Annotated in this window: 21 protein-coding genes; 10 read left to right on the top strand and 11 right to left on the bottom strand. The window is 74.4% G+C overall.

Features of this window, described 5'->3' with window-relative positions; translation table 11 throughout:
- The first annotated feature begins 219 nt into the window (after positions 1–219).
- On the top strand, positions 220–1,392 hold the full coding sequence (locus ACIRST_RS20145) for a lactate 2-monooxygenase (RefSeq protein WP_402803293.1): 1,173 nt from the start codon (positions 220–222) through the stop codon (positions 1,390–1,392).
- A gap of 228 nt (positions 1,393–1,620) precedes the next feature.
- Here the strand turns inward: ACIRST_RS20145 and ACIRST_RS20140 are convergent, their stop codons facing one another.
- A complete protein-coding gene (locus tag ACIRST_RS20140) occupies positions 1,621–2,427 on the bottom strand; it encodes an alpha/beta fold hydrolase (protein ID WP_402803292.1) in 807 nt (268 codons plus the stop codon).
- Positions 2,428–2,474: 47 nt separating this feature from the next.
- On the bottom strand, positions 2,475–3,458 hold the full coding sequence (locus ACIRST_RS20135; RefSeq protein WP_402803291.1) for an FUSC family protein: 984 nt from the start codon (positions 3,456–3,458) through the stop codon (positions 2,475–2,477).
- Positions 3,459–3,569: 111 nt separating this feature from the next.
- Here ACIRST_RS20135 and ACIRST_RS20130 point away from each other — a divergent pair, with 111 nt between their 5' ends.
- Positions 3,570–4,712, top strand: coding sequence for a helix-turn-helix domain-containing protein (locus ACIRST_RS20130; protein ID WP_350520400.1), 1,143 nt, complete (start codon positions 3,570–3,572; stop codon positions 4,710–4,712).
- A 161-nt stretch (positions 4,713–4,873) separates the two neighbouring features.
- Here ACIRST_RS20130 and ACIRST_RS20125 read toward each other — a convergent pair whose 3' ends face one another.
- Positions 4,874–6,073 (bottom strand): alpha/beta hydrolase fold domain-containing protein, encoded by a 1,200-nt coding sequence (locus tag ACIRST_RS20125; protein WP_402803290.1) that lies wholly within the window; start codon positions 6,071–6,073, stop codon positions 4,874–4,876.
- A 416-nt stretch (positions 6,074–6,489) separates the two neighbouring features.
- On the opposite strand from ACIRST_RS20125, the gene ACIRST_RS20120 reads away from it, so the two are divergent.
- On the top strand, positions 6,490–7,305 hold the full coding sequence (locus tag ACIRST_RS20120; protein ID WP_350520398.1) for an alpha/beta hydrolase: 816 nt from the start codon (positions 6,490–6,492) through the stop codon (positions 7,303–7,305).
- A 161-nt stretch (positions 7,306–7,466) separates the two neighbouring features.
- Here the strand turns inward: ACIRST_RS20120 and ACIRST_RS20115 are convergent, their stop codons facing one another.
- Entirely contained in the window at positions 7,467–9,119 is a 1,653-nt protein-coding gene (locus ACIRST_RS20115; protein WP_402803288.1) for an FAD-binding oxidoreductase, read from the bottom strand.
- Positions 9,120–9,186: 67 nt separating this feature from the next.
- Here ACIRST_RS20115 and ACIRST_RS20110 point away from each other — a divergent pair, with 67 nt between their 5' ends.
- Positions 9,187–9,885, top strand: a complete 699-nt coding sequence (locus ACIRST_RS20110) for a TetR/AcrR family transcriptional regulator (protein WP_402803287.1) — start codon at positions 9,187–9,189, stop codon at positions 9,883–9,885.
- Positions 9,886–10,041: 156 nt separating this feature from the next.
- Here ACIRST_RS20110 and ACIRST_RS20105 read toward each other — a convergent pair whose 3' ends face one another.
- A complete protein-coding gene (locus tag ACIRST_RS20105) occupies positions 10,042–10,860 on the bottom strand; it encodes a class I SAM-dependent methyltransferase (RefSeq protein WP_402803286.1) in 819 nt (272 codons plus the stop codon).
- Positions 10,861–11,020: 160 nt separating this feature from the next.
- On the bottom strand, positions 11,021–12,037 hold the full coding sequence (locus ACIRST_RS20100) for an ArsR/SmtB family transcription factor (RefSeq protein WP_402803285.1): 1,017 nt from the start codon (positions 12,035–12,037) through the stop codon (positions 11,021–11,023).
- 370 nt (positions 12,038–12,407) lie between these two features.
- On the opposite strand from ACIRST_RS20100, the gene ACIRST_RS20095 reads away from it, so the two are divergent.
- Both ACIRST_RS20095 and ACIRST_RS20090 read left to right on the top strand, forming a co-directional pair.
- Positions 12,408–12,986, top strand: coding sequence for an IS607 family transposase (locus ACIRST_RS20095; RefSeq protein WP_402803284.1), 579 nt, complete (start codon positions 12,408–12,410; stop codon positions 12,984–12,986).
- On the top strand, positions 12,979–14,625 hold the full coding sequence (locus tag ACIRST_RS20090) for an IS200/IS605 family accessory protein TnpB-related protein (protein WP_402803283.1): 1,647 nt from the start codon (positions 12,979–12,981) through the stop codon (positions 14,623–14,625). Before ACIRST_RS20095 ends, ACIRST_RS20090 begins: the two co-directional genes overlap by 8 nt.
- A gap of 52 nt (positions 14,626–14,677) precedes the next feature.
- On the opposite strand, the gene ACIRST_RS20085 is transcribed toward ACIRST_RS20090, so the two are convergent.
- Positions 14,678–14,878: a hypothetical protein gene (locus ACIRST_RS20085; protein ID WP_350520392.1), complete on the bottom strand. Its 201-nt coding sequence runs from the start codon at positions 14,876–14,878 to the stop codon at positions 14,678–14,680.
- Between the two features lie 307 nt (positions 14,879–15,185).
- On the opposite strand from ACIRST_RS20085, the gene ACIRST_RS20080 reads away from it, so the two are divergent.
- Positions 15,186–15,356: a hypothetical protein gene (locus ACIRST_RS20080; RefSeq protein ID WP_402803282.1), complete on the top strand. Its 171-nt coding sequence runs from the start codon at positions 15,186–15,188 to the stop codon at positions 15,354–15,356.
- Positions 15,357–15,359: 3 nt separating this feature from the next.
- Here ACIRST_RS20080 and ACIRST_RS20075 read toward each other — a convergent pair whose 3' ends face one another.
- Both ACIRST_RS20075 and ACIRST_RS20070 read right to left on the bottom strand, forming a co-directional pair.
- Positions 15,360–15,902 carry a hypothetical protein gene (locus tag ACIRST_RS20075; protein WP_402803281.1) on the bottom strand — a complete coding sequence of 181 codons (543 nt, stop codon included), beginning with the start codon at positions 15,900–15,902 and terminating at the stop codon, positions 15,360–15,362.
- Between the two features lie 145 nt (positions 15,903–16,047).
- Positions 16,048–16,509: an SsgA family sporulation/cell division regulator gene (locus ACIRST_RS20070; protein WP_350520390.1), complete on the bottom strand. Its 462-nt coding sequence runs from the start codon at positions 16,507–16,509 to the stop codon at positions 16,048–16,050.
- Between the two features lie 500 nt (positions 16,510–17,009).
- Here ACIRST_RS20070 and ACIRST_RS20065 point away from each other — a divergent pair, with 500 nt between their 5' ends.
- Both ACIRST_RS20065 and ACIRST_RS20060 read left to right on the top strand, forming a co-directional pair.
- Complete coding sequence (locus tag ACIRST_RS20065) at positions 17,010–17,735, top strand: alpha/beta fold hydrolase (protein ID WP_402803280.1); 726 nt, start codon at positions 17,010–17,012, stop codon at positions 17,733–17,735.
- 70 nt (positions 17,736–17,805) lie between these two features.
- The gene (locus ACIRST_RS20060) at positions 17,806–18,357 is read left to right on the top strand and encodes a Dps family protein (protein ID WP_402803279.1); all 552 of its coding nucleotides are present in this window, start codon (positions 17,806–17,808) and stop codon (positions 18,355–18,357) included.
- A 212-nt stretch (positions 18,358–18,569) separates the two neighbouring features.
- On the opposite strand, the gene ACIRST_RS20055 is transcribed toward ACIRST_RS20060, so the two are convergent.
- Both ACIRST_RS20055 and ACIRST_RS20050 read right to left on the bottom strand, forming a co-directional pair.
- Positions 18,570–19,235 carry a PolC-type DNA polymerase III gene (locus ACIRST_RS20055; protein WP_402803278.1) on the bottom strand — a complete coding sequence of 222 codons (666 nt, stop codon included), beginning with the start codon at positions 19,233–19,235 and terminating at the stop codon, positions 18,570–18,572.
- 107 nt (positions 19,236–19,342) lie between these two features.
- Positions 19,343–19,837, bottom strand: a complete 495-nt coding sequence (locus tag ACIRST_RS20050; protein WP_402803277.1) for a hypothetical protein — start codon at positions 19,835–19,837, stop codon at positions 19,343–19,345.
- A gap of 188 nt (positions 19,838–20,025) precedes the next feature.
- On the opposite strand from ACIRST_RS20050, the gene ACIRST_RS20045 reads away from it, so the two are divergent.
- Complete coding sequence (locus ACIRST_RS20045; RefSeq protein WP_402803275.1) at positions 20,026–21,282, top strand: 4-hydroxybenzoate 3-monooxygenase; 1,257 nt, start codon at positions 20,026–20,028, stop codon at positions 21,280–21,282.
- Positions 21,283–21,310 lie beyond the last annotated feature (28 nt).

Below are 21,310 nucleotides of genomic sequence, written 5' to 3'. Positions count from 1 at the left end.
GCATCATTATTGACATTCCGTCACACAAGGCTCCTGCGTTTCTCGGGGGCGCCCTTGCTCCGGCCGGACGCACCGCGTCTGTTCGCGGCGACAAATCCCGGCCGGTGTCCGCTGGCCGCGGGGACATGGCCGGCGGCCCGCCCACTTGGCACGGTGGGAGGCGCCGCCCCGGGAAGGTCCCGGCGGGCGGTGCCTGGAAGGACGGCGAGCACGGTGAACGTGAACTCCAAGGGACAGTACGGGGATTACCAGAACGAGATCTACTTCGACGGGCTCTCCGGCGTGCTGCCGACGATGCCGATGACCTTCCCCGAGCTGGAGGCGCGGGCCCAGGCCGCGCTGCCGCCGTCGGTGCTCTCCTACGTCGCCGGCGGCGCCGGGGACGAGTCCACCCAGCGGGCGAACGTGTCGGCGTTCGAGCGGTACGGCCTGGTGCCGCGGATGATGGTCGGCGCCACCCAGCGGGACCTGGGCGTCGACCTGTTCGGGCTGAAGCTGCCGTCGCCGCTGTTCATGGCGCCGGTCGGGGTGATAGGGCTGTGCGCCCAGGACGGCCACGGCGACCTCGCCACCGCCCGCGCCGCCGCGAGGAGCGGCGTGCCGATGGTCGCCTCGACGCTGACCGTGGACCCGATGGAGGAGGTGGCCGCCGAGTTCGGCGACACCCCCGGCTTCTTCCAGCTCTACACGCCCACCGACCGGGCACTGGCGGAGAGCCTGGTGCACCGGGCGGAGGCGGCCGGGTTCAAGGGCATCGTCGTCACCCTGGACACCTGGCTCACCGGCTGGCGCCCGCGCGACCTCGCCACCAGCAACTTCCCGCAGCTGCGCGGCCACGCACTGGCCAACTACACGTCCGACCCGGTCTTCCGGGCCAGGCTCGCCAAGGCGCCCGAGGACGACCTTCAGGCGGCCGTCGTCGAGTGGATACGGATCTTCGGCAACCCGCTGACCTGGGACGACCTGGCGTGGCTGCGGTCGATCACCGACCTGCCGATCATCCTCAAGGGCATCTGCCACCCCGAGGACGTCCGCCGGGCGAAGGACGGCGGCGTCGACGGCATCTACTGCTCAAACCACGGCGGCCGGCAGGCCAACGGCGGGCTCGCCGCGATCGACCTGCTGCCCGACGTGGTGGCGGCGGCGGACGGGCTGCCGGTGCTGTTCGACTCCGGCATCCGCACCGGCGCCGACGTCGTCAAGGCGCTGGCCCTCGGCGCCACCGCGGTCGGCGTCGGCCGCCCGTACGCCTACGGCCTGGCGGTCGGCGGCGTGGACGGCATCGTGCACGTGCTGCGCTCGCTGCTCGCCGAGGCCGACCTGATCATGGCCGTCGACGGCTACCCGACGCTGGCGGACCTGCGCGCGGAGGGCGCGATCCGCAGGCGCTGACGCACCGCCGACCGCATCGGCCCGGCCCCCCGACCCGGGGGGCCGGGCCTTCGGCGTTCGCGGCCCGGGGCCGCGCCGGAGCCGAGCCGGCCGACCGGCGGTGGCGTCGTCGCGGTCGGTCCCGTGGCGGAGTCGGTGAGGGGCACCGGGCGTTTCGGGGCGAGCTGCGGGCAGGCGGGTGCCCGGTCCGTGGCGGGTGCCACGAACCGGGCGGGGACGGCCGGCCGGTCAGGCGGTGGCGGCCGTGAACTCGACCAGGTGCCGGGCGACCGTCTCGGGCTGGTCGAGGTGGGCGGGGTGTCCGGCGCCGGGGACGACGACGGCGCGGGCGAGCGGGCTCGACATCGCGGTGGCGGTGGCGTGTTCGGCCGGCCAGAACTGGCTGTCGGCACCGGCCAGGATCAGCGCGGGCACGGTGATCCCGGCGACGGTGTCGCGCCAGTCCTGGCAGGCGTGGTCGAACAGCAGGGGGTAGGTGTCGGGGGTGATCAGGCGGCTCATGCCCTGGCCGCCGGCCCGGCGGATCCGTGCGTCGGTTGCAGCCTGGTCGGGCCAGGCCCGTCCGTGGCCGGTGTTCACGGCGGTCGGGTGCAGGAAGAAGGTGCCCAGGTTGTCGGCCGTCAGGCCGTAGAAGCCGTACGGCCAGTCCGCGCTGTTGATCATCTTGGGGGTCTGGTCGACGGTGACGATCCCGGCCAGGCGCTCGCAGCCGAAGAGGCTGACGTAGGCCCAGATCGCGCTGGCGCCCATCGACGAGCCGACGACGGTGACGTCGTCGAGGTCGAGGTGGGCGAGGAGGTCGTGCAGGTCCTTGCCGTGGCGGGCGATGCGGTGGCCGTGCGCGGGCCGGTCGGACCGGCCGTGCCAGCGGCGGTCGAAGGAGACCACCCGGTGGCCGGCCGCGCGCAGGGCCGCCCACTGCAGGGCCCAGCTGTCGGCGGGCGCGCCGTATCCGGCGATCAGGACGACCGGACGGCCCGCTCCCTCGTCGTAGTAGTGCAGGGCGGTGTTGTCGCTCGCGACAAAGTGCGGCATGGCTGCCTCCAGGAGTGATGAGCAGAGAAGAGGGTCGGAGAAGAGGGTCAGTCGGCAGGCCGACGGCGCCACGGGTGTCCCACGGCGACGGCGACCGCGCAGGCGAGGAGGGTGTCGGTGAGCCGGGCGGTGAGCACCGCCCCGCCCGAGGGCGGGCCGGGCACGGCCAGCACCAGGACGACGACGCTCGCCAGGGCGGTGTGCAGGGCGTACGAGAGATCGGTGGCGCCGGGGAGCAGCGCGCCCACCAGGGCGGCGAGCAGCACCAGCGCCCAGCCCGACAGGAACTGCGCCGCCACGGCGGCGGCCGGCACGCCCAGGACCGTTCCGGCGACCCGGTCGCCCACCCGCCGCAGCACCGACGCATCGGCCGGACGGAAGGCCAGTGCCGCGGTCAGCGGAAGCCAGAAGGCGTGGTCGGGCCGCAGCACCTCGGCGAGGACGGCGGCCGTCCCGACGCACAGGGGCAGTCGCAGCGCCGCCCGCCACTCGGGCCGCCCCCGCACCGGTCCCCTCGCCGATCCCGGTGACGGTCCCTGCGGGGGCGCGGGCGCGCGGCGGTTTCGGCAACCGGCCGCGACGATCAGCAGACCCATCGGCGCGCAGCCGAGGCCGTACAGCGCCACCGTGCGGGCGGCGCCCGGGCCGTGGCCCAGTCCCGTCCCGATGGCGGTCAGCACCATCAGCTTCAGGCCGAACAGCTGGTCGGCGGGCCGAGCGCTGCCGACCAGCCCGGCGACCAGCGCGGCCGCGACCATGCACGCCACCTGTCCCCATCCGGGTGAAGGCGCGCTGCGGCCGAGCAGCAGTCCCGCGGCTCCCCCGGCCAGGACCGCGGCGAACCGGGCCGCACGTTCGCGCGCCGGCCCGCTGTGGTCGCCGTTGACGCTGCACACCGCGCCCGCCACGGCCACCGGCACCCCGGCCGGACCGGCCAGCGCATGTGCGCCGACCAGCGCGGCCGTGATCGCGACCGCGCTGCGGACCGTCCGGTCCCACGGCACTGCGGCGGGACGACGGGGGCGGCGCACGGCAGGGGCCTCCTGTGCGAGAGCGGTTCGGGCGGTCCCTCCACCCTGGCCGGGCGGCGCGGCGGCGGCCATGGTGCGCGGGACAGCGACCCCCGGGCCAGAATTGTCCGTGTGAACAAAGAAGCCGATTCGCTCGCCCGCGAGCAGCGCGGACGCGTCCTGGCCGCGCTGTCGCTGGAGGACATCGCGGCGGGCGCCGCAGTCACGGTCGTCCGGGAGGTCCCCGCCTACCACGGGCACGACGCCGACCGGGTGCGGGCCGAGCTGCTCACCGTCCTGGCGCCGGTCATGGCGTTCCTGCGCGAGGAGCGCGACGCCACCGCCGCCGAGCAGGCGCAGTTCGCCGCCTTCGGCGCCCTGCGGGCCGAGCAGGGCATCGGGCTGGAGCCGCTGCTGGAGGCGTTCCGGCTGTCCACCCGGCGCGCCTTCGACGCCCTCTACGAGGAGATCCGCCGCGTCGACGCCCCGCAGGCCGGGCTGGAGCTCGCCCGGGACTTCTGGGCCGGCTGCGACCGGCTGTCGGCGGCGGTGGTCCGGGGGCACCGGGAGCGGGAGCTGGAGAAGGCCCAGGCCGCCCAGGAGCACCGCACCCTGCTCCTGCGTCAGCTGCTCACCGGCGACCTGCCCACGGAGTACCTGGCGACCGCCGCCACGACGCTCGGCCTCGACCTGCGCACCGAGTACCACGTCTGCCACGCCCGGCCGGGGAGGGGCCGCACGATCGCCGCCGTGGAACGGGCCCTGCGCCCGCACACCGCCGCCCTGCTGGCCGAGCCGGGCACCGACCGGGTCGTCGGGCTGACCACCCGCCCGCTCCCGGCCCGGGTCGCCCTGCCGGCGGGCCTGGGCCCGGCGCGCCCGCTGTCCCGGCTCCGCGAGTCCCTGGCCGAGGCCGAGCGCTGCGACGAACTGGCCGTCGCCTTCGCCCTCGACCGGTGCGTGCGGAGCGGCGAACTCCCGCTCCACCTGGCCGTGCTGGCCCTCCCGGCGGTCGGCGATCAGCTCGTCGAGCGGTGCTTCGGCCACACGTCCGGTGAACGTCGCACCACCCTGGTGCGCACCGTCGACGCCTACCTCGCCGCCGACGGCAACGCCGACCAGGCCGCCGCGGCCCTGTTCGTGCACCCCAACACCCTCCGCTACCGGATCCGTGCCCTCACCGCCGCCAGCGGCCTCGACCCGGCCCGCACCGAGGACGCCCTCGCCCTGTGGTGGGCGGTGCGCCGCCTCCAGGCGAGCGACGACTCCGGGTGAGCGACGCCTCCGGGTGAGCGACGCCTCCGGCGCGCCGGTCCCCGTCGGGCGCGCAGCTCCTTCGGGCGCGCGAACGTGCCGCCCCTGCCGGGCCGTTGACCGGCAGGGGCGGTACGGGCGACCCGGGGGGTGGCAGGGGGGCAGCACCGCCCGGGACCGGGTCAGCGGGCGTACTGCCGCTCGAACCGGTCGATCACGCCGCCCGCGACCTGGGTGGCGAGGTTGCCCCGGGTGAGGTCGAACAGGTGGCCGGCCCACGGGAGTTCGACGCTGCGGTGCGGAACACCGGCCCGCACCAGTGCCGCGTCGAGCAGGCGCAGCTGGGACGGCGGGATGAGCCGGTCGTCCCGTCCGTGCACGCTGAGCGTGGCCGGCAGGCCGGGCCGGACGTGGTGCACCGGCGAGGAGGCGTACCACCGGTCGGGCTGCTGCTCCCTGGTGCCGCCGACGTACTCGCGGGTGGCAGCGCGGATCAGGCCCGGGGCGGTGGAGTGGGCGAGGGCGTCGTCGAAGTCGGTGGTGCCGTAGAAGTTGATGACGGCCCGGACGGAGGTGTCCGGGTGCGGGACGGTCGGCGGGAACATCGGGTCGCCCTGGGTGTAGGCGGCCATCATGGCGAGGTGTCCGCCGGCCGACTCGCCGAACAGGGTGATGTCCGACGGGTCGACGCCGAAGCGGTCGGCGTTGTCGCGGACGAAGCCGACGGCGGCCTTCACGTCGCCGGGGCCGGTCTGCCAGTCGGCGTGCGGCAGCAGCCGGTAGTCGATGGTGAAGACGGCGTAGCCGCGGTCGGTGAACCACGTGCCCCACGGGTAGCCGTCCTCGCGGCTGCCGATCTTCCAGCCGCCGCCGTGCACGTACACCACAGCCGGGCGGGAGCCGCCGGCCCGGGCCTTCCCGTGCGCGGGCAGGTAGTCGAGCTTCAGCCCGGTGCCGTCGACGGTGGCGTAGGTGAGGGTCCGAGCGTCGTGCGGGCGCCCGGAGCCGAGCGACAGGCCGTGCCCCAGGTAGCTGCCGAGGGACACCGTGCTCCCCTCGGCCGACGCCGTGCGCGCGAGCGCGACGCCCGGAACGACGGTCATCACCAGCATCAGCGCCGCGCACAGTCCCGAGAGCCAGGTGGCCGCCCGGGCCCGCCGCCGCCACGCCGCCAGGGCCAGCCCCAGGCCGGCCACGAGCAGCACCAGGGTGATCTCCTGCGCGCCGTCGATCCCGAGGGCGAGGAGCGCGGTCGCCGTGGTCGGCACGGGGACCGTCATCAGCACCGTGACCAGGACGGCGACCAGGCCGAGCAGCGCGGCGATCGTGGTGACGACCCACGACCGGCGGCGCCGGGGGGCGGCGGCACCGGGGACGGGCACGGGCCCGCCCGGATCGGACCCGCAGTCGGTCCTACGTGACAGCAAGCGGTTCATCGCGGCACTCCGTTCGCCCGGATTCGGTGGCGGCGCCCCGGCCGACCGGGGGCGGGGCGCCGGGAACACGAGGGCGGAAGCAGAGCCGTCCCCCGGCACGTCCGAGCGGGCCGGTACGGCCGAACTCCCGGACGCGGTCCACCGTGCCGGACGGGCACCGGCGGAACCATGGCGCCCGGAACAGCGCCCACCGGGCCGGACCTGTCGGCCGCGACAAACCGCGGCAGTCCCGCGACACCCCCGCGACAACGACGCGCACCCCTGCGCCGAGCGGGTGAGGCACCTCGCGTGCCGCGGTCCGGCCCCCGTCGGGCGCCCCGACGATGAACCAGTCCCTACCCCTCCCCGGCCAGGAGCCTCCCGTGCCCAGGTTCACCACCAACGACGGCGTCTCCCTGCACTACTACGACGAGGGCGAGGGCCGGCCCGTCCTGCTCGTCCCCGGCTACGGTGCGCCCGCCGACGACTGGGCGCTGCAGTGGGCGCCACTGCGGGCGGCCGGCCACCGGGTGATCTCCCTGGACCGCCGCTGGCACGGCCGGTCCGACCGGCCCGCCTGGGGCCACCGGATGTCCCGCCACGGCAAGGACATCGACGACCTGCTCACCGCCCTCGGCCTGCGCGAAGTCGTCGCGGTCGGCCAGTCGATGGGCGCCAACACCATCTGGGCGTACGTCAGCCTGTTCGGCACCGACCGCCTCGCCGGGATCGTCACCGTCGACCAGAGCCCGAAGATGGTCAACACGCCCGACTGGCCGTACGGCTTCTACGGCCTCACCGACGACAACCTCGGCACCTTCTTCGACACCCCCGCGGCGTTCGCCACCGGGCGCGGCCGTGCCTGGCCCGACGCGGCCGAACTCGACGCCGCCGTCAAGGCCGCCGGCGGCCGCGGCGCCGAGAGCCTGATCACCCCCGACACCCGTCCGCTCCTGCTCGACCACTCCCGCCAGGACTGGCGCGACACCGTCGCCCGCGCCGACGTGCCCGTCCTGATCACCGCCGGCGCCGAGAGCCAGTTCTGGCCCGCCGAGCACGCCGCCGCCACCGCCGCCCTCAACCCCGGGGCCACCTCGACGGTCTTCGAAGGCGCCGGCCACACCGCCCACGTCGACCGACCCGACGCCGTCAACGAGCGCCTGCTCGCCTTCGCCGCCTCCCTCCCGGCCGGCGGCTGACAGCCCGATCACGGTCTGGCCGAACGCCGTCGCGCCTCCCACGCCGACCGACCCGACGCCGTCAGCGAGCACCTGCTCGCCCGGAACCGCCCCTCTCCACCCGGGAGGCCGGCGAACAGCGCCGCCGTCATCCGGCTCAGAGAGGGTGGGGGCGAGCCCTGTCAGTCGAGCAGGACGCCCGGGTTGAGGATGTGGTGGGGGTCGAGGGCGGTCTTGGCGGCGCGGAGGGCGAGGGCGAAGGGCTCGGGGCGCTGGCGGTCGTAGGCGGGGCGGTGGTCGCGGCCGACGGCGTGGTGGTGGGTGATGGTGGCGCGGTGGCGGTGGAGGACGTCGTTCGCGGCGGCCTTGATGTCGTCCCAGATCCGGACCTCGTCGCCCGGGCGGCCGGCGACGGCGACGGTGAAGTAGGGGGCGGCGCCGTCGGGGTAGACGTGGGTGAGGCGGCAGTTGACGGTGGCGGGGTGTCCGGTGGCCTTGCGGGCCGCGGCGGCCACCTCGGTTCGGACGTCCTCGATCAGGGCGGGGATCCTGTCCCAGGTGGCGGCGGTCTCGAAGGTCTCGACGACGGCGCCCATCCGGGCCAGGCCGTCGCGCAGGTAGGGCATGCGCAGGAAGGCCGAGCGCCAGGCGCTGACGGCCGGGTCGGTGTCGGCAGCGGCGGGTTCGGTGTGGGCGTCGGCCGGGTTGGTACGGGCCGGGGAGTCGCGGTCGGGGCCGGGCGGCGCGGTGCGGCCGCCGTGGGCGCGGGCGATGTCGAGGGCGTCGGCCAGGCGGTCGCGGACGGGGCCGGTGGCCGACTCGAAGCCCAGGACCAGCACGGTGGAGCCGTCGCGGGAGGCGCCGGAGAGCAGGGCCTCGCCGGGGTCGAGCAGACGGCAGTTGGCCGGGGCGAGGTCGGTCTGGGCGATGGCGCGGACGGCGTCCAGCGCGCGGTGGAAGTCGCCGAAGGCCACCGAGGCGGAGGCCTTGTGTCGGGGGCGTTCCTGCAGCCGCATCCAGGCCTCGGTGATGACGCCGAGCGCGCCCTCGGAGCCGAGGAAGAGGCGGTCGGGCGACGGACCGGCGCCGGATGCGGGCAGGCGCCAGGAGGTGCCGGCTCCGGCGGGCGTGATCACGCGCAGGGACTGCACGAAGTCGTCGATGTGGGTGCGGACGGTGGCGTAGTGCCCGCCGGCCCGGGTGGCGAGCCAGCCGCCGAGGGTGGAGAACTCGAAGCTCTGCGGGAAGTGGCGCAGGGTCAGGCCGTACGGGCGCAGCCGGCCCTCCAGGACCGGCCCGAGGGCTCCGGCCTGGATGCGGGCGGCTCGGCCGACGGTGTCGATCTCCAGGACCCGGTCCATCGCGGTCAGGTCGAGCGACAGGACGGCACGGTGGGCGTCGCCGCGGTACTCCACGCCGCCGACGACGGAGGAGCCGCCGCCGAAGGGGATGACGGCCACGCCGTGTGTGCCGGCCCAGTCCAGGAGGTCCGCCACGTCCTGGTCGCCGGTCGGGTGGGCGACCAGGTCGGGGATCCGGCCGGGCCGGCCGCGCAGGGCGCGGATGACGTCGCGGTAGGCCTTGCCCATCGCGTGGGCGGCGCGGGCCCCGGGGTCTGCGGTCACCAGGTGCGCCAGGGAGGGCGGGGGCGTGACGGCGGGGCGGGCGATGGCGAGGTCGGCGATGCGGGGCACCGGCAGCGGGCGGGCCAGGGTGCCGGGCAGGAGGGCTCCCAGCGCGGCGCATTCGGCGTCGTCGGGGTGGGCGTCGGCGTGACCCCAGCCCCACCAGGAGCGGGTGCGGGGGGATCCGGGGTCGGACGGGGCGGCAGGCATGGCGGCGCTCCAGCGGGGCCCAGGGAACTTACCCATTGGTAAATTACCCTAAGGTAAGATCGGTTCCATGACAACGCTCCCTTCCAAGGCCGACACCCGGAGCGGTACGCGGGCCGACACCCGGACCGACACCCGTACCGGTACCCGGGCCGGCACCAAGGGCGTGCCGCGGGCCGACCGCGAACGGCAGGTCCTGGCCGCGGCCACCGAGGAGTTCGGCCGCCACGGCTTCGAAGCCACCACCGTCGCCGCCGTCGCCGCCCGCGTGGGCGTCACCAAGCCGCTGCTGCACCAGTACTTCGGCAGCAAGCAGGACCTCTACCTCGCCTGCCTCGACCCGGTCGGCGACCGCCTGCTGCACGCCATCCGCACCGCGATGGCCGAACCGGACACCGACGCGCCACCCACGCCCCTCCGCGTCCTGCACGCCCTCTTCGCCGCACTGGACGGGCAGCGCGAGGCGTGGTTCGTCCTCTACGACCCGTCACTGCCGCCCGGCAGCGACGCCGCCCACCGCGCTGCCCACTACCGCGACGCCATCGACGACCTCGCCGCCGACGGCGCCGCCGGTCTCCTCCGGGCCGCCGGATCCGACGACCCCCTGGACGCCGACGCCCTCCGGTACGCCTGGCGCGGCCTGTGCACCGCCCTGGTCCGCTGGTGGATCAACCACCCCGACCAGTCGCCCGACGCCATGGCGCGGCGCTGCGCCCGGCTCTTCTCCGCCGCCCGCTCCGTCGTGCCCGCCGACGGCGAACCCGCCTGAGCCGCACCGGCGCACCGGCGCACCGACGTATCGGCCTACCAGCACACCGGCGCGCCCCCGGCGTACCGCCGCGCCCGAGCCGGGTCCGTCAGATGCCGCCCTCGCGCCCGGCCCGTCCTCCTGCGGCCCGTCCTCCTGTGGCCCGTCCTCCTGTGGTCAGGCCACGCCCCGGAAGACGTACGCCGTCATCGGGGCGGTGACCGGCCCCGCACCCAGACGGGCCGTCACCTCCGCCACGACGGCGGCCCGGACGGACGGGCCGTCGCCGCGCTCCTCGACGGCCGCGCGCACCGGCGTCCCGGTGAGGAACCCGAGGGCGACGTCTGCGGCCGACGCGGCCCGGCCCTCCAGCGTCAGCTCCCGCTCCTCCTCCACCGTGAACCCGGCGGCCGCGAGGTCGACGGCCACGGCGGCGGGATCGGCGTAGCCGTGCGGGACGGTGGGGAGGAACTGCGGCGGGTCGACCGGAAAGGCCCGCTCCAGCCCGGCCTGGACGGCGGAATCGAAGGCGTGGCTGCCCAGCGGGCCCCAGGTGTTGAACAGGAACCGGCCGCCCGGGGCCAGCACCCGGCGGACCTCGGCGAAGGCCGCGACCCGGTCCGGGAAGAACATCACGCCGAACTGGCAGGCCACCAGGTCGAAGCCGCCGTCCGCGCCGACCGCGCCGTCCGGGAACGGCAGCCGCTGCGCGTCGGCCTGCCGCCACACCGCGCCCGGGGCCCGGGCCGCCCCGAAGGCCACCATGGCCTCGTTCAGGTCGGTGGCCGTCACCTCGGCCGACGGTGCCACCGCGAGCAGCTCCGACGTCAACACGCCTGTCCCGGCGGCCAGTTCAAGGATCCTCCGGGGGTGGAGTGCCGCCGCTCGGGCGGCCAGGTCCTCGGCGAAGGGGCGGAAGAGCACCGGTGCGAGGTACTGCTCGTAGGCCGCCGGCATGGACTCGGACCACCGCCGGTCGGCATCGCTTGCCATCATCCTCACGACGGTAGTGCCGCGCCGGAAGGCCTCCGCCCCGCCGCGCCGCCGTACGGCCGTACCGCCTTCGACGAGCGCGGGACCGTGCACGAGCGCGGGACCGTGCAGGAGCGCGGGACCGTGCACGAGCGCGGCGCTGCCGGTGTCCGTGGACACGGCGTCAGAGCGGGCCGCCGCCGAGCCGGGGGCAGCCGCCGAGCCGGGGGCGGACGCCGAGCCGCTGGTACAGGACGCGGCGGGACCGGCGCTCGCGCGTGACCAGCCCGGCCCGGTGCAGGATCTGCAGGTGGTAGGAGACGGTCGCCGGGGCCAGGTACAGCCGCTGGGCCAGCTCCGCGGTCGAGCGGGGCTCGCTGAGTTCGGCCAGGATCCTCGCCCTCGTCGCGCCGATGAGCCGATCCTCGCCCGACGGCGCGAGGCAGTCGGCCGGGGCCGCCGGATAGATGATCAGCGGGGTGCGCGGGGCGGGCGCCCCCGGCTCCCCGGCGCAGAAGATCGCCTGGTTGACGAAGACGCTGGGCACCAGGATCACCGCGCGGGCGTCCACCGTCAGACCGTGGGGGCTGCCGGGGCGCAGGCGGAGGGTCAGGCCACCGTCGCACCATGCCAGGTTCGGCGCCAGCCGGTTGAGGGTGTCGGCGAGCCCGTGGTACGCGATGGCGGTGGCGCGGGCGCTGACGTCCGCCTCCAGCCGGGCCCGGATGCCGGGCCACGACGGCTCCAGCGCCGCGTGCCAGAACTGTGCCATCTCGTCGGCGAGACGGTGTGCGAAGGACCGTTCGCCGCGGTCCAGGGCCTGGAGGAGCGGTCGTGGCGCCCCCTCGCCCGAGGCCGGATCCCACGGATGGCCGTTGACGGCCAACGCCAGCTCGTAGCCGATCCGTTCGGTGGGGGCGGTGGCGACCCGGTGCAGGGCCGCGTCGACGCTCGTCTCGAAGCCCTGCGACTCGGGCCGCAGGAAGTCCGGGGCGTAGCCGCACGGGCCACCGCCGCCCACGGCGCCCAGCAGGCCGAGCCGGTGCTGCACCAACGCTTCCCTGGTCCGGGCCCGCCAGTCGGCGCTGAGCGCTTGCGGGGTCCGCCGGAGGGAGTAGATCAGGTCCTTCGCGGAGTCCAGCGGGGACACGGCGAACCTGACGCCCCCCAGGCCTTCGGCGCCCAGGTTGATCCGTATCACGGTCCGTTCCCCCTCGCACCGGAATGTGAAAACCATCGAATCATTCGACCGGCCCCACCGATCGGGGATTTCCTGGATTCACCGCACCAGCCCGCACCAGCCCGCACCAGCCCGCTCCCGTCCCGTTCCGTCCGTCCTGTCCGTCCGCTCCGCCCCCGCACGCGGTACCGGCGGCGCCGGCGCGGGCGGCGCCGCTCGACGCGACCGGCTCGGGAGGCCCGGGAGGCCCGGGAGGCTCGGAGGCCCGGGAGGCTCGGGAGGCGGCTGCGGTCAGCCGTCGGGCTCCGCCCTCATCGGGGGTCGCTAACTGCTCTCGAATAAGTGTTCATGAGTGTCTTTCAGGTGTCATGAGTGTCGTATGTTCGTGTGTATGAACCTGACGGAGTGGGCACGCGCACAGGGGGTCGCCCCGCGTACTGCGTACCGCTGGTTCCGTGAGGGCATGTTGCCGGTCCCTGCGGAACGAGTGGGGCCGCGCACGATCCTGGTGAACATCGACGCGAACACCTCACCCCCTGTGACCGGCGGTGTGGGCTTGTACGCCCGCGTCTCCTCCCGCGATCAGAAGGGTGACCTGGAGCGGCAGACTGCACGGTTGTCGGCGTGGGCAGCGAAGGCCGGTCACAAGGTCGTCCGGGTCGAGTCCGAGATCGCCTCGGGCATGAACGGCTGCCGTGCGAAGGCGAGGCGGCTGCTGGCCGACCCGAAGGTGACCACGGTCGTGGTCGAGCACCAAGACCGGCTCGGCCGCATGAACGTCGAACTGATCGAAGCGGCCCTGTCCGCGACTGGGCGCCGCCTGGTGGTGCTCGATGACGGTGAGGTCGAAGACGACCTGGTCCGCGACATGGTCGAGGTGCTGACATCGTTCTGTGCCCGCCTGTACGGCCGCCGGTCGGCGAAGAACCGGGCGAGGAAGGCGCTTGAAGCGGCGGCTGCCGATGACTGAGTCGAAGAAGAAGCAGCTCCGCACGATCGAGGAGCCGTTCGTCGCGCTCGGTCCGTCCGGTGTGGCGATACGCGACCGTCTCAAGCACCTCACGCCCGAGGACGACAAGGTGTTGCGCCTGGTCGGCGAACACCTCGGACACCTCGCCTCCCTGGACCTCAAGAACCGGTGCGCTGACGGCCTGGACCACACCTCGGATTCGTGGGCGGCCCGCAAGCAGGGCCTGACCGCCGACTCCTCGTCCCGGTGGGCCGGGGCGATCACGAAGGCCACCCACGATCAGTGGGCACTGTCCCGTCGCTGCCAGCTCGCCCACATCCAGGGCCTTGAGGCCGGCGTCCGCACGCTGATGCACCGCCTGGCCCAGCCGGTCGGGGAGAAGGGCACCAAGCGGGCTCCCGGCGGATACCGCAGCAAGGGCGAGTGGTTCCACAAGTCCCGCCGCCTGGCGACGCTGGAACACCGCCTCGATGACACTCGTGCTGAGCGGGAGGCCGGTGTCGTGCACGTCGTGCGCGGCGGCCGGCGCCTGCTGGGCAACCGTCACAACCTCGAACAGGCACAGCTCACCGAGCCGCAGTGGCGCCGGCGGTGGGAAGCCGAGCGGTGGTTCCTCGCCGCTGACGGAGAGACCGGCAAGCGGTACGGGAACGAGACGATCCGCGTCGCCCCGGACGGTGAGGTCAGCATCAAGCTGCCCGCACCGCTCGCCCACCACGCGAACGCCCCACGCGGCCGGTACGTCCTCGCCTGCAAGGTGGCCTTCCGGCACCGGGGTGCGGAGTGGCGCGACCGCATCGGAGCCAACCGGGCTGTCGCCTACCGCGTCCACCTGGACGTGGAACGGGGCCGCTGGTACCTCACTGCCTCGTGGACCAAGCCCGTGGTCAAGACCGTGCCGCTGGAGTCGGCCCGTGCTGAGGGCATGGTCGGCGTGGACACCAACGCGGACCACTTCGCCGCCTACCGCCTCGACCGGCACGGCAACCCCGTCGGCGACCCGCGCCGCTTCTTCTACGACCTGTCCGGCGCCGCCGACCATCGCGACGCGCAGATCCGGCACGCCGTCAGCCAACTGCTGCACTGGGCAGGCCGGTGCGGCGTCAAGGCCATCGGTATCGAGAACCTGGACTTCACCGCCGAGAAGACCCGCGAGAAGCACGGCCGCAAGAAGCGGTTCCGTCAGCTCGTCGCCGGCATCCCCACCGGCAAGCTCAGGGCCCGGCTCGTCTCCATGGCGGCCGAGCGCGGCCTGTCGATCGTCGCCGTCGACCCCGCGTACACGTCGATCTGGGGCGATCAGCACTGGCGCAAGCCCCTGACCAGCAACAAGCGAAAGATGTCCCGACACGATGCAGCGAGCGTCGCGATCGGGCGACGCGCCCTCGGGTACCCGATCCGGCGACGGACGGCACCGCCCCACGACGACCAGAGTGATCGTCGTGGGCATCGGACCGCCCAGGCCGGACCGGGTGATCGAGGGCGCGAGGGAACCCGCCCACCCGTCACGGAGCGTGCACACGATGCACGCAGTCGGATCGGGGAACAGCGAACGCGGGAACCCAGCGCATCCAACACCGTTCGGGATGCGCGCAGTTCCGGGACCTGGCAGCAAATGTCACTCCTGGACACTGTTTAGGAACGGTGGGGCGGAACCGACGACCGGGCCCCCTGCCGGACGGCGGCCCGGGTCAGTGGGTCGCCTCGACGGCGATGCCGACGAGCCGGAGGATCGCGTGGCCCCAGGCGGTGGCGGCGATCAGGACGCCGAAGACGACGGCGGTGAAGACGGTGAACGCCTCGTCACTGCGGGTGCGGGCCTCGGTGCGGCGCCGGAGTCGGATGACGATGAGGATCGCGAGGAACGCCGTCGCGCTGATCGTGTACTGCACTGTCCGCCCTTGACACTGTGTGAGGAGCCGGTCACCCGGCGCATGCTGCCGTTCGGGTGAGCATGCCAGAGCGAGAGGCGGCCCGGGGCGGGTTTCGGGAAATCAGCCGGGTGCGAACGGCCCCGGCGGGCGCACGGCGCCGGGCATCGAACGCGGACGTTCGGACGACGGCCCGGGAGGGGACGGCCCGTGCCCGCTCGGGGGTTCGGGCAACGGGCCGACCGTCTCCAGCGTGCGGTGCGCGAGCGCTCCGCGCACCCGCGACTAGGCCGGCAGGTGACGCAGCACCGACGGCGGACGGCGCGTCGTGCGCTACGACCTGCGCGACAGCGGCACGTCGACGACCGTCGACCCCGAGGCTCCGGCGTACACGCTGCGCGAGATCCCCGGCGCGCGGCTGCTCGTGCTCGAACGGGCCGAGACCGCGATCCCCGACGCGGCCGCGGAGGAGATCGCCGCGGCGATGCTCACGCTCTGATCGTCAGGAAGCCGGTCGGACGATCCAGAAGCGGGACTGGACGTACGCGGCGCGGTTGGGGTCGTCGGCCGCGACGTGGAGCGGGGTGTGGAGGCAGAGGACCCGGCCGCCCAGCCGCTCCTGCTCGGCCGCCAGCCACCGGGACTGCCAGAGCATCGCGGCCGCCACGCCCGCCAGGAACATGCCGATCGGGGTCCCCGTGGCATAACTGGCCGCGAGTCCGATCGCCAGGACGAGGAGCAGCGGCACGGTGAGGCCACGGGAGAGCAGGTCGAAGGTCTTGTCCCTGGCGACCGTCTCGGCGGTCGGCGGCGGAGGAGCCAGCTGCTCCAGCCGCGTCTCGTACCAGGGCCGACGGGCCTTCAGGTAGCTGAAGAACATCACCACGAAGAGGATCACGCCGACCAGCACGCCGTTCACCGGGTCCGACCCCTCGTCCGCGGCCGTGAAGGCCGGCACACAGCTCACCAGGCTCACGGAGAGCAGCAGAACCGCCTGGATCCGTACCGACTCGACGAGACCCATCAGCCTCAGACCACTGCTCACGAAACCGTCCCCCATTCGACCAAGATCGTCGGAATCGTAGCGGGCACCGGCCGCCCACCGGCACGCCGGGGCCGCGGAAGGCGGAGGCGCAGGTCGGCGCGGGTCGGCACGGGCTCGGCGCGGGTCGGCACGGGCTCGGCGCGGGTCAGTCGGTGTCGGGCAGGCCGCGGAGCTCGGTGTCCCAGTCGATGAGGTTCCCTTCCGTGCCCTGCGGGACCAGTGCGAAGGTCTCCCGGCGCAGCCAGCGGCGCACCTGTCGGGCCGGGAGGTCGATCAGGACGGTGCCGTCGTGGCCCCGCAGCATGATGCGCAGGGCGGTGCGGCCGTGGCAGGTGCAGGGCGGCCAGATGCGGACGTCGCCGAGGCCGACGGGCTTCTGCAGCCCCTCGCACAGGAGGTCGCGGGCGAACTGCCAGATGCCTCCGTCGGCTGCGGGCCCGAGGAATTCGAGGGCGACGGCGAGCGGGTCGTCGGCGTGGTACTCGAAGCGCACGGGGATGTCGACGGACCGGTGCTCGCCGAGGACGAGCCGGGCGTCGAGGAGGAGCTCGGTGCTGGCGGCATCCGGGCGGGACTGGGGGCTGGGCAGCGGCTGGGGGACGGGCACGGGTGCTCCTGTGTCGGTGTCAGTGGCGGGTGGCGGTGGAAATGTCGGTGGCGACGTCGGTATCGGGACGGAGGCCGACCGTACGGGGCGAAGGGCGCCGACGGGATGCCCGTTCCCGCCCCGGGCTCTGCGCACCGCCCGGAACCAGGGAAGACGGATCCGCGGACCAGGCTAGGAAGTGATCCCGGTGAACGTGTCCGGGCCGTGCACCGGCACGTGTCGATCCGCGCACCGTTGCGTCGATGCCGCCACGTCGGGTGCGCCTGCCTGCTCGCGGCGGGTGCGCCCACCGGCTGCACTCGGTGCGCCGTCGGAACAGGCGCCGGGCCCGCGCCTTCCTAGTCTGATGCCGCTTCGCACACCGCTCCGGCCGGCCGGTCGGTGTGCCCACGCCCCGCCCCGCAGAGCTTCGAGGGCTCCGTAGAGCTTCGCAGAGCTCCGTAAAGCTTCGACGGCTCCGTGGGGCTCCGCAGGGCTTCAGAGAATCCGAGGACTCGACAATGACGACCCCTGACACTCCCACCGTCGTGCTCGTGCACGGCGCCTTCGCCGATGCCTCCAGCTTCGCCCGGGTCATCCCGCAGCTGCTGGCCGACGGGCTGAACGTGGTGGCGCCGGCCGTGCCGAACCGCAGTCTGGTCGGCGACTCCGCCTACATCGCCTCGGTGGTCCGGCGGATCCCCGGACCGGTCGTGCTGGTCGGCCACTCCTACGGCGGCGCCGTGATCACCGTGGCGGGCGCCGAGGAGAACGTGCGGGCGCTCGTGTACCTGGCGGGTTACGCGCTGCAGGAGGGGGAGAGCCTGGGCGAACTGCAGGGCGGCTTCCCCGACTCCGAGCTCGCCTCCGCGCTGGTCTACACCCCTTTCCCGCTGCCGGGCGGGGACGGCGAGGGCACCGACGTCTCGGTGGAGGTCGACCGTCTTCCGGCGATCTTCGCGGCCGACGTCGACCCGGAGCTGACCCGCGTCCTCGCCGTCTCGCAACGGCCGCTCGCCGCCGCCGCGTTCGGCGAGGCCGCGCCCACCGCGGCGTGGAAGACCAAGCCGTCCTGGGGGATCGTCGCCACCGCCGACCGGACCATCAACCCCGACGTCCAGCGGTTCGGCTACGGCCGGGCCGGCGCGACCGCCGTCGAGGTCGACTCCTCGCACCTGGTCATGCTCACCCACCCCGAGCGGGTCGTCGACGTGATCCGCGAGGCCGTCCGGACCGTGACCGACTGACCCGGCCGACCGGCCGGCCCCCCAGACCCGCTCCCCTTCCCATTCCCACCCCGAGGAACCCAGGACCACCATGACCAGCCAGCCACACCTCCACCAGCACGGCCCCGAGATCCAGGAGTTCGGCACCGTCGCCCAACTGCCGATCGCCCTCTCCCACGACGCCCGCCAGTACTCGTGCCAGCGGCTCAACCGGGTCCTCGCGGACACCCAGTTCCTGTACGCGCTCTACAAGAAGTGCCACTGGGGCATGCGCGGGCCGACGGCGTACCAGCTGCACCTGCTCTTCGACAAGCACGCCCAGCAGCAGCTGGAGCTGGTCGACGCGCTCGCCGAACGGGTGCAGAGCCTCGGCGGCGTCGCCGTCGGCGACCCCCGCCACGCCGCCCAGATCACCGGCGTCCCGCGCCCGCCGGACGGCATCGAGGGCGTGCACTCGATGCTCTCGCGGCTCCTGGACGCGCACGAGAGCATCCTCGCCGACACCCGCGACGCCGCCACCCGCACGGCCGGTCTCGGCGACGACGGCACCCAGGACCTCCTGGTCTCCCAGGTCATCCGCACCGGCGAGACCCAGGTCTGGTTCCTCGCCGAACACCTCGTCGCCCCCGACGCGGGGGCCTGACCCCGGTCCGGGCCGGGCGGGACGACCGCGATCCCGACCCCGGCCGGGCCCGTTCGACGAGGGCCCGGCCGGGGTCGTCCCGGCCTGTCCCGTCCCGCTCTGTCCTGTCCCGTCCTGTCCTCCGGCTCCTCCGGCTCCTCCGGCGACGACCGGGCCTCCGGGACGGTCCCTCACATCCGTCCCGAACAGGGCCTCGACCGTGAGCCCGGCTCTCAGAACAGAGCGTCCTGCTCCGTGGCCGGCGGCGCGGCGAACCGCTTGGGTGGCCGGCCTGCCGCCAAGTCCAGGCCGAGGAGGGTGTGCCACCGGCCGGCTGCGCACCCGTCGGACAGCAGCCGGGCCAGCACCCGGGCGGTGACCTCGACGTCCGGCATCGCCCGGTGGCGGCCGACCGGCCTGGGAATGCCGTAGTGCCCGAGCAGGGCGTCCAGCCGGTAGGAGCCGAGCCCCGGCAGGACCGCCTTGGCGAGGCGGATCGTGTCCAGGAGCCGGGTGTCCGCCAGGACCGGGCAGTGCGCGGCCTGGTGGGCGATCAACCCGGCCTCCGTGGCGGCGTGGTGGGCCACGATCCGGTACGGCGGGCCGGTCAGGTGGGCGTCGAGGCGGGCCATCACCTCGGCCGCCGGGGCCGCGTGGGCGAGCAGCTTCGCGGTGATGCCGGTCTGCCGTACGTCCGGCGCGGTGACGGGGACGTCGGCGGGCGGGCGGATCAGTGCCTCGAACCGTCCCGCCTCGACGAGCCCGCCGCCGGCAGGACGCAGCGCGAGGACCGCGACCTCGATCGGCTCGGCCGGACGCCCGGCGGGGGTGAGCGCCTCGAAGTCCACCACCAGGAGGGTCAGTTCGGCGAAGCGCGGGTCACGCGTCAGCTGTTCCACGCCGCCGCCCCGTCCTGGCGGATCGTCCGCGTCCGCTGCCGGATCGGCGCGCGCCCGTTCCGCCGTTCAGCACCCGCACCGCCCCGGTCACCACCGCCCCGAACCGTTCACCACCCGCCCCGCACCGGCACCGCCCCGTGCAACACGCGGCCCGCGGCCCGGTGCGCTTCGAGCCACCGGGTGAAGGCGTCGACCCGCGCTCCGGGATCCGCCCCGCCGGGCTCGACCGACTCGTCCGGGCCGGCCGGGCGGGTCGGCGGCGGCACGATGACGACCACGGCCTCGCCCCGTTCCTCGGCGGCCGTCAGCCAGCGGGTCGACACCTCGACCCGTGAGCCCGGCTCCCACCCCTGGCGGCCGCCGACGAGCACCAGCCGCTCGATCCGGCCGTCGGCGACCTCGATGGCGCCGGTCGTCACCGGTGGCTCACCGGCGGCGACCACGAAGCCGCTGTCGATCGCGGCCTCCACCAACTCGGTGTGGAGGTCCGTACCGACCTGCACGATCAGCTCCGCGACCGGCGGCCCGTGCGCCACGTGGCGCACGACCAACGCCCACACCACCGGCCCCTGGGCCCCGCCGCCGTCCGTCCCGCTCGCCATGCCCGTTCAACGAGCCGCACCCGCCGGACGCCCCCGGGTTCACCCGTCCGGGGGACGGCGCGGGGGTAGGGGGGTCGGGTCTCGGCGACACTCACACACCGAACGGCATCCCGAATAGTCATCCTATTAACCGGTACAGGTGATTTCGGCACTCTTGTGTATCCTCCGACAACTACCATCCACTGTTTGTGACTGCACGTCAGAACAGCTCAACGGAACGGGAGTCCGCCGACGTCGTCGTCCTCGGTGCAGGGCCCGCCGGGCTGACCCTCGGAAACATCCTTCACGCACACGGGATCGACTGCGTCGTCCTCGAACGCGCCGAACGGGCGGCCCTGCAGGTCCGGGCGCGGGCCGGGTTCCTCGCCCCGAACACCGTCCGCACGCTGGAGCGCCACGGCCTCGCCGACGGCCTGCTGCGGCACGGCCGCCCGCACGGCGCCTGCGAGTTCCGCACCGACACCGGCACCTTCCGGCTGGACTACGACCGGCTCGGCCGTCGCGAGCACCACACCGTCTACCCCCAGCAGGACCTGGTCACCGACCTGATGGCGCACTACCTGGACGCCGGCGGGCGGATCCGGTTCGGCGCCGAGGCCCTGGCCGTACACGACGCCGACGGCCACCGGCCCACGGTCGACGCCCGCGACGCGCAGGGCCGCCCCACCCGATGGCACGCCCGGTACGTCGCCGGGTGCGACGGGCGCCACGGCGCGGCCCGGCGCTCGCTGCCCCCGGGCGCGCTGCGCCACCACCGCGACCACGGCATCAGCTGGCTCGGACTGCTCGCCGAAGCGCCCCCGAGCCTCGACACCGTCGGCTACGCGACCCACCGGCGCGGCTTCGCCGGGCACATGGCCCGCACGCCGGACGTCACCCGCTACTACCTGCAGTGCGAACGCGGCACCCCCGCCGACGCCTGGAGCGAGGAACGCATCTGGGACGAACTCGACCTGCGGATGCGCTCCGCCGACCACGGACCGCTGCGCCGCGGCAGGATCCTCCAGCGCGCCGTCGTCGACCTGCGCTCCGACGTCGTCGAACCGCTGCGCCACGGCTCGCTCCTGCTGGCCGGCGACGCCGCGAGTCTGATCAGTCCCTCCGCGGCGAAGGGCGCCAACCTCGCCGTGCTGGAGGCCGAACTCCTCGCCCTGGCGCTGGTCGACGACCTCGCGCACGGTGACGCCGCGGCGCTCGACCACTACTCCCGGCGGTGCCTGGCCCACATCTGGCGCGCGCAGGAGTTCTCGCACTGGATGATCCGGCTGCTGCACACCGACTCCGGCCCGGTCTCGGGCCCGGACACCCGGGCGGATTCCGGCCCGGTCTCGCGCCCGGACGACGAATCGTTCTTCCACGAATCCATGCGGCGCTCGCGCCTGGAATCCCTGCGCACCTCGCGCGCCCACCAGGACTGGTTCGCCGAGAACTACGTCGGCGTGTGACCCCGCCTGTTCCCGCCCGCACCTGTTC

It is taken from the genome of Kitasatospora sp. NPDC101447 (assembly GCF_044767225.1).
GTDB lineage: Bacteria > Actinomycetota > Actinomycetes > Streptomycetales > Streptomycetaceae > Kitasatospora.
Note: the sequence above shows the minus strand (reverse complement) of the source record. Positions and strands in the feature narration are given on the sequence as shown.

Bases quoted from the DNA above. Each gene is read 5' to 3' on its own strand.
- ACIRST_RS20140 (WP_402803292.1), bottom strand. From the start codon at position 2,427: ATGCCGCACTTTGTCGCGAGCGACAACACCGCCCTGCACTACTACGAC.
- ACIRST_RS20115 (WP_402803288.1), bottom strand. From the start codon at position 9,119: ATGCCTGCCGCCCCGTCCGACCCCGGATCCCCCCGCACCCGCTCCTGG.
- ACIRST_RS20110 (WP_402803287.1), top strand. From the start codon at position 9,187: ATGACAACGCTCCCTTCCAAGGCCGACACCCGGAGCGGTACGCGGGCC.
- ACIRST_RS20105 (WP_402803286.1), bottom strand. From the start codon at position 10,860: ATGATGGCAAGCGATGCCGACCGGCGGTGGTCCGAGTCCATGCCGGCG.
- ACIRST_RS20095 (WP_402803284.1), top strand. From the start codon at position 12,408: ATGAACCTGACGGAGTGGGCACGCGCACAGGGGGTCGCCCCGCGTACT.
- ACIRST_RS20090 (WP_402803283.1), top strand. From the start codon at position 12,979: ATGACTGAGTCGAAGAAGAAGCAGCTCCGCACGATCGAGGAGCCGTTC.
- ACIRST_RS20065 (WP_402803280.1), top strand. From the start codon at position 17,010: ATGACGACCCCTGACACTCCCACCGTCGTGCTCGTGCACGGCGCCTTC.
- ACIRST_RS20060 (WP_402803279.1), top strand. From the start codon at position 17,806: ATGACCAGCCAGCCACACCTCCACCAGCACGGCCCCGAGATCCAGGAG.
- ACIRST_RS20050 (WP_402803277.1), bottom strand. From the start codon at position 19,837: ATGGCGAGCGGGACGGACGGCGGCGGGGCCCAGGGGCCGGTGGTGTGG.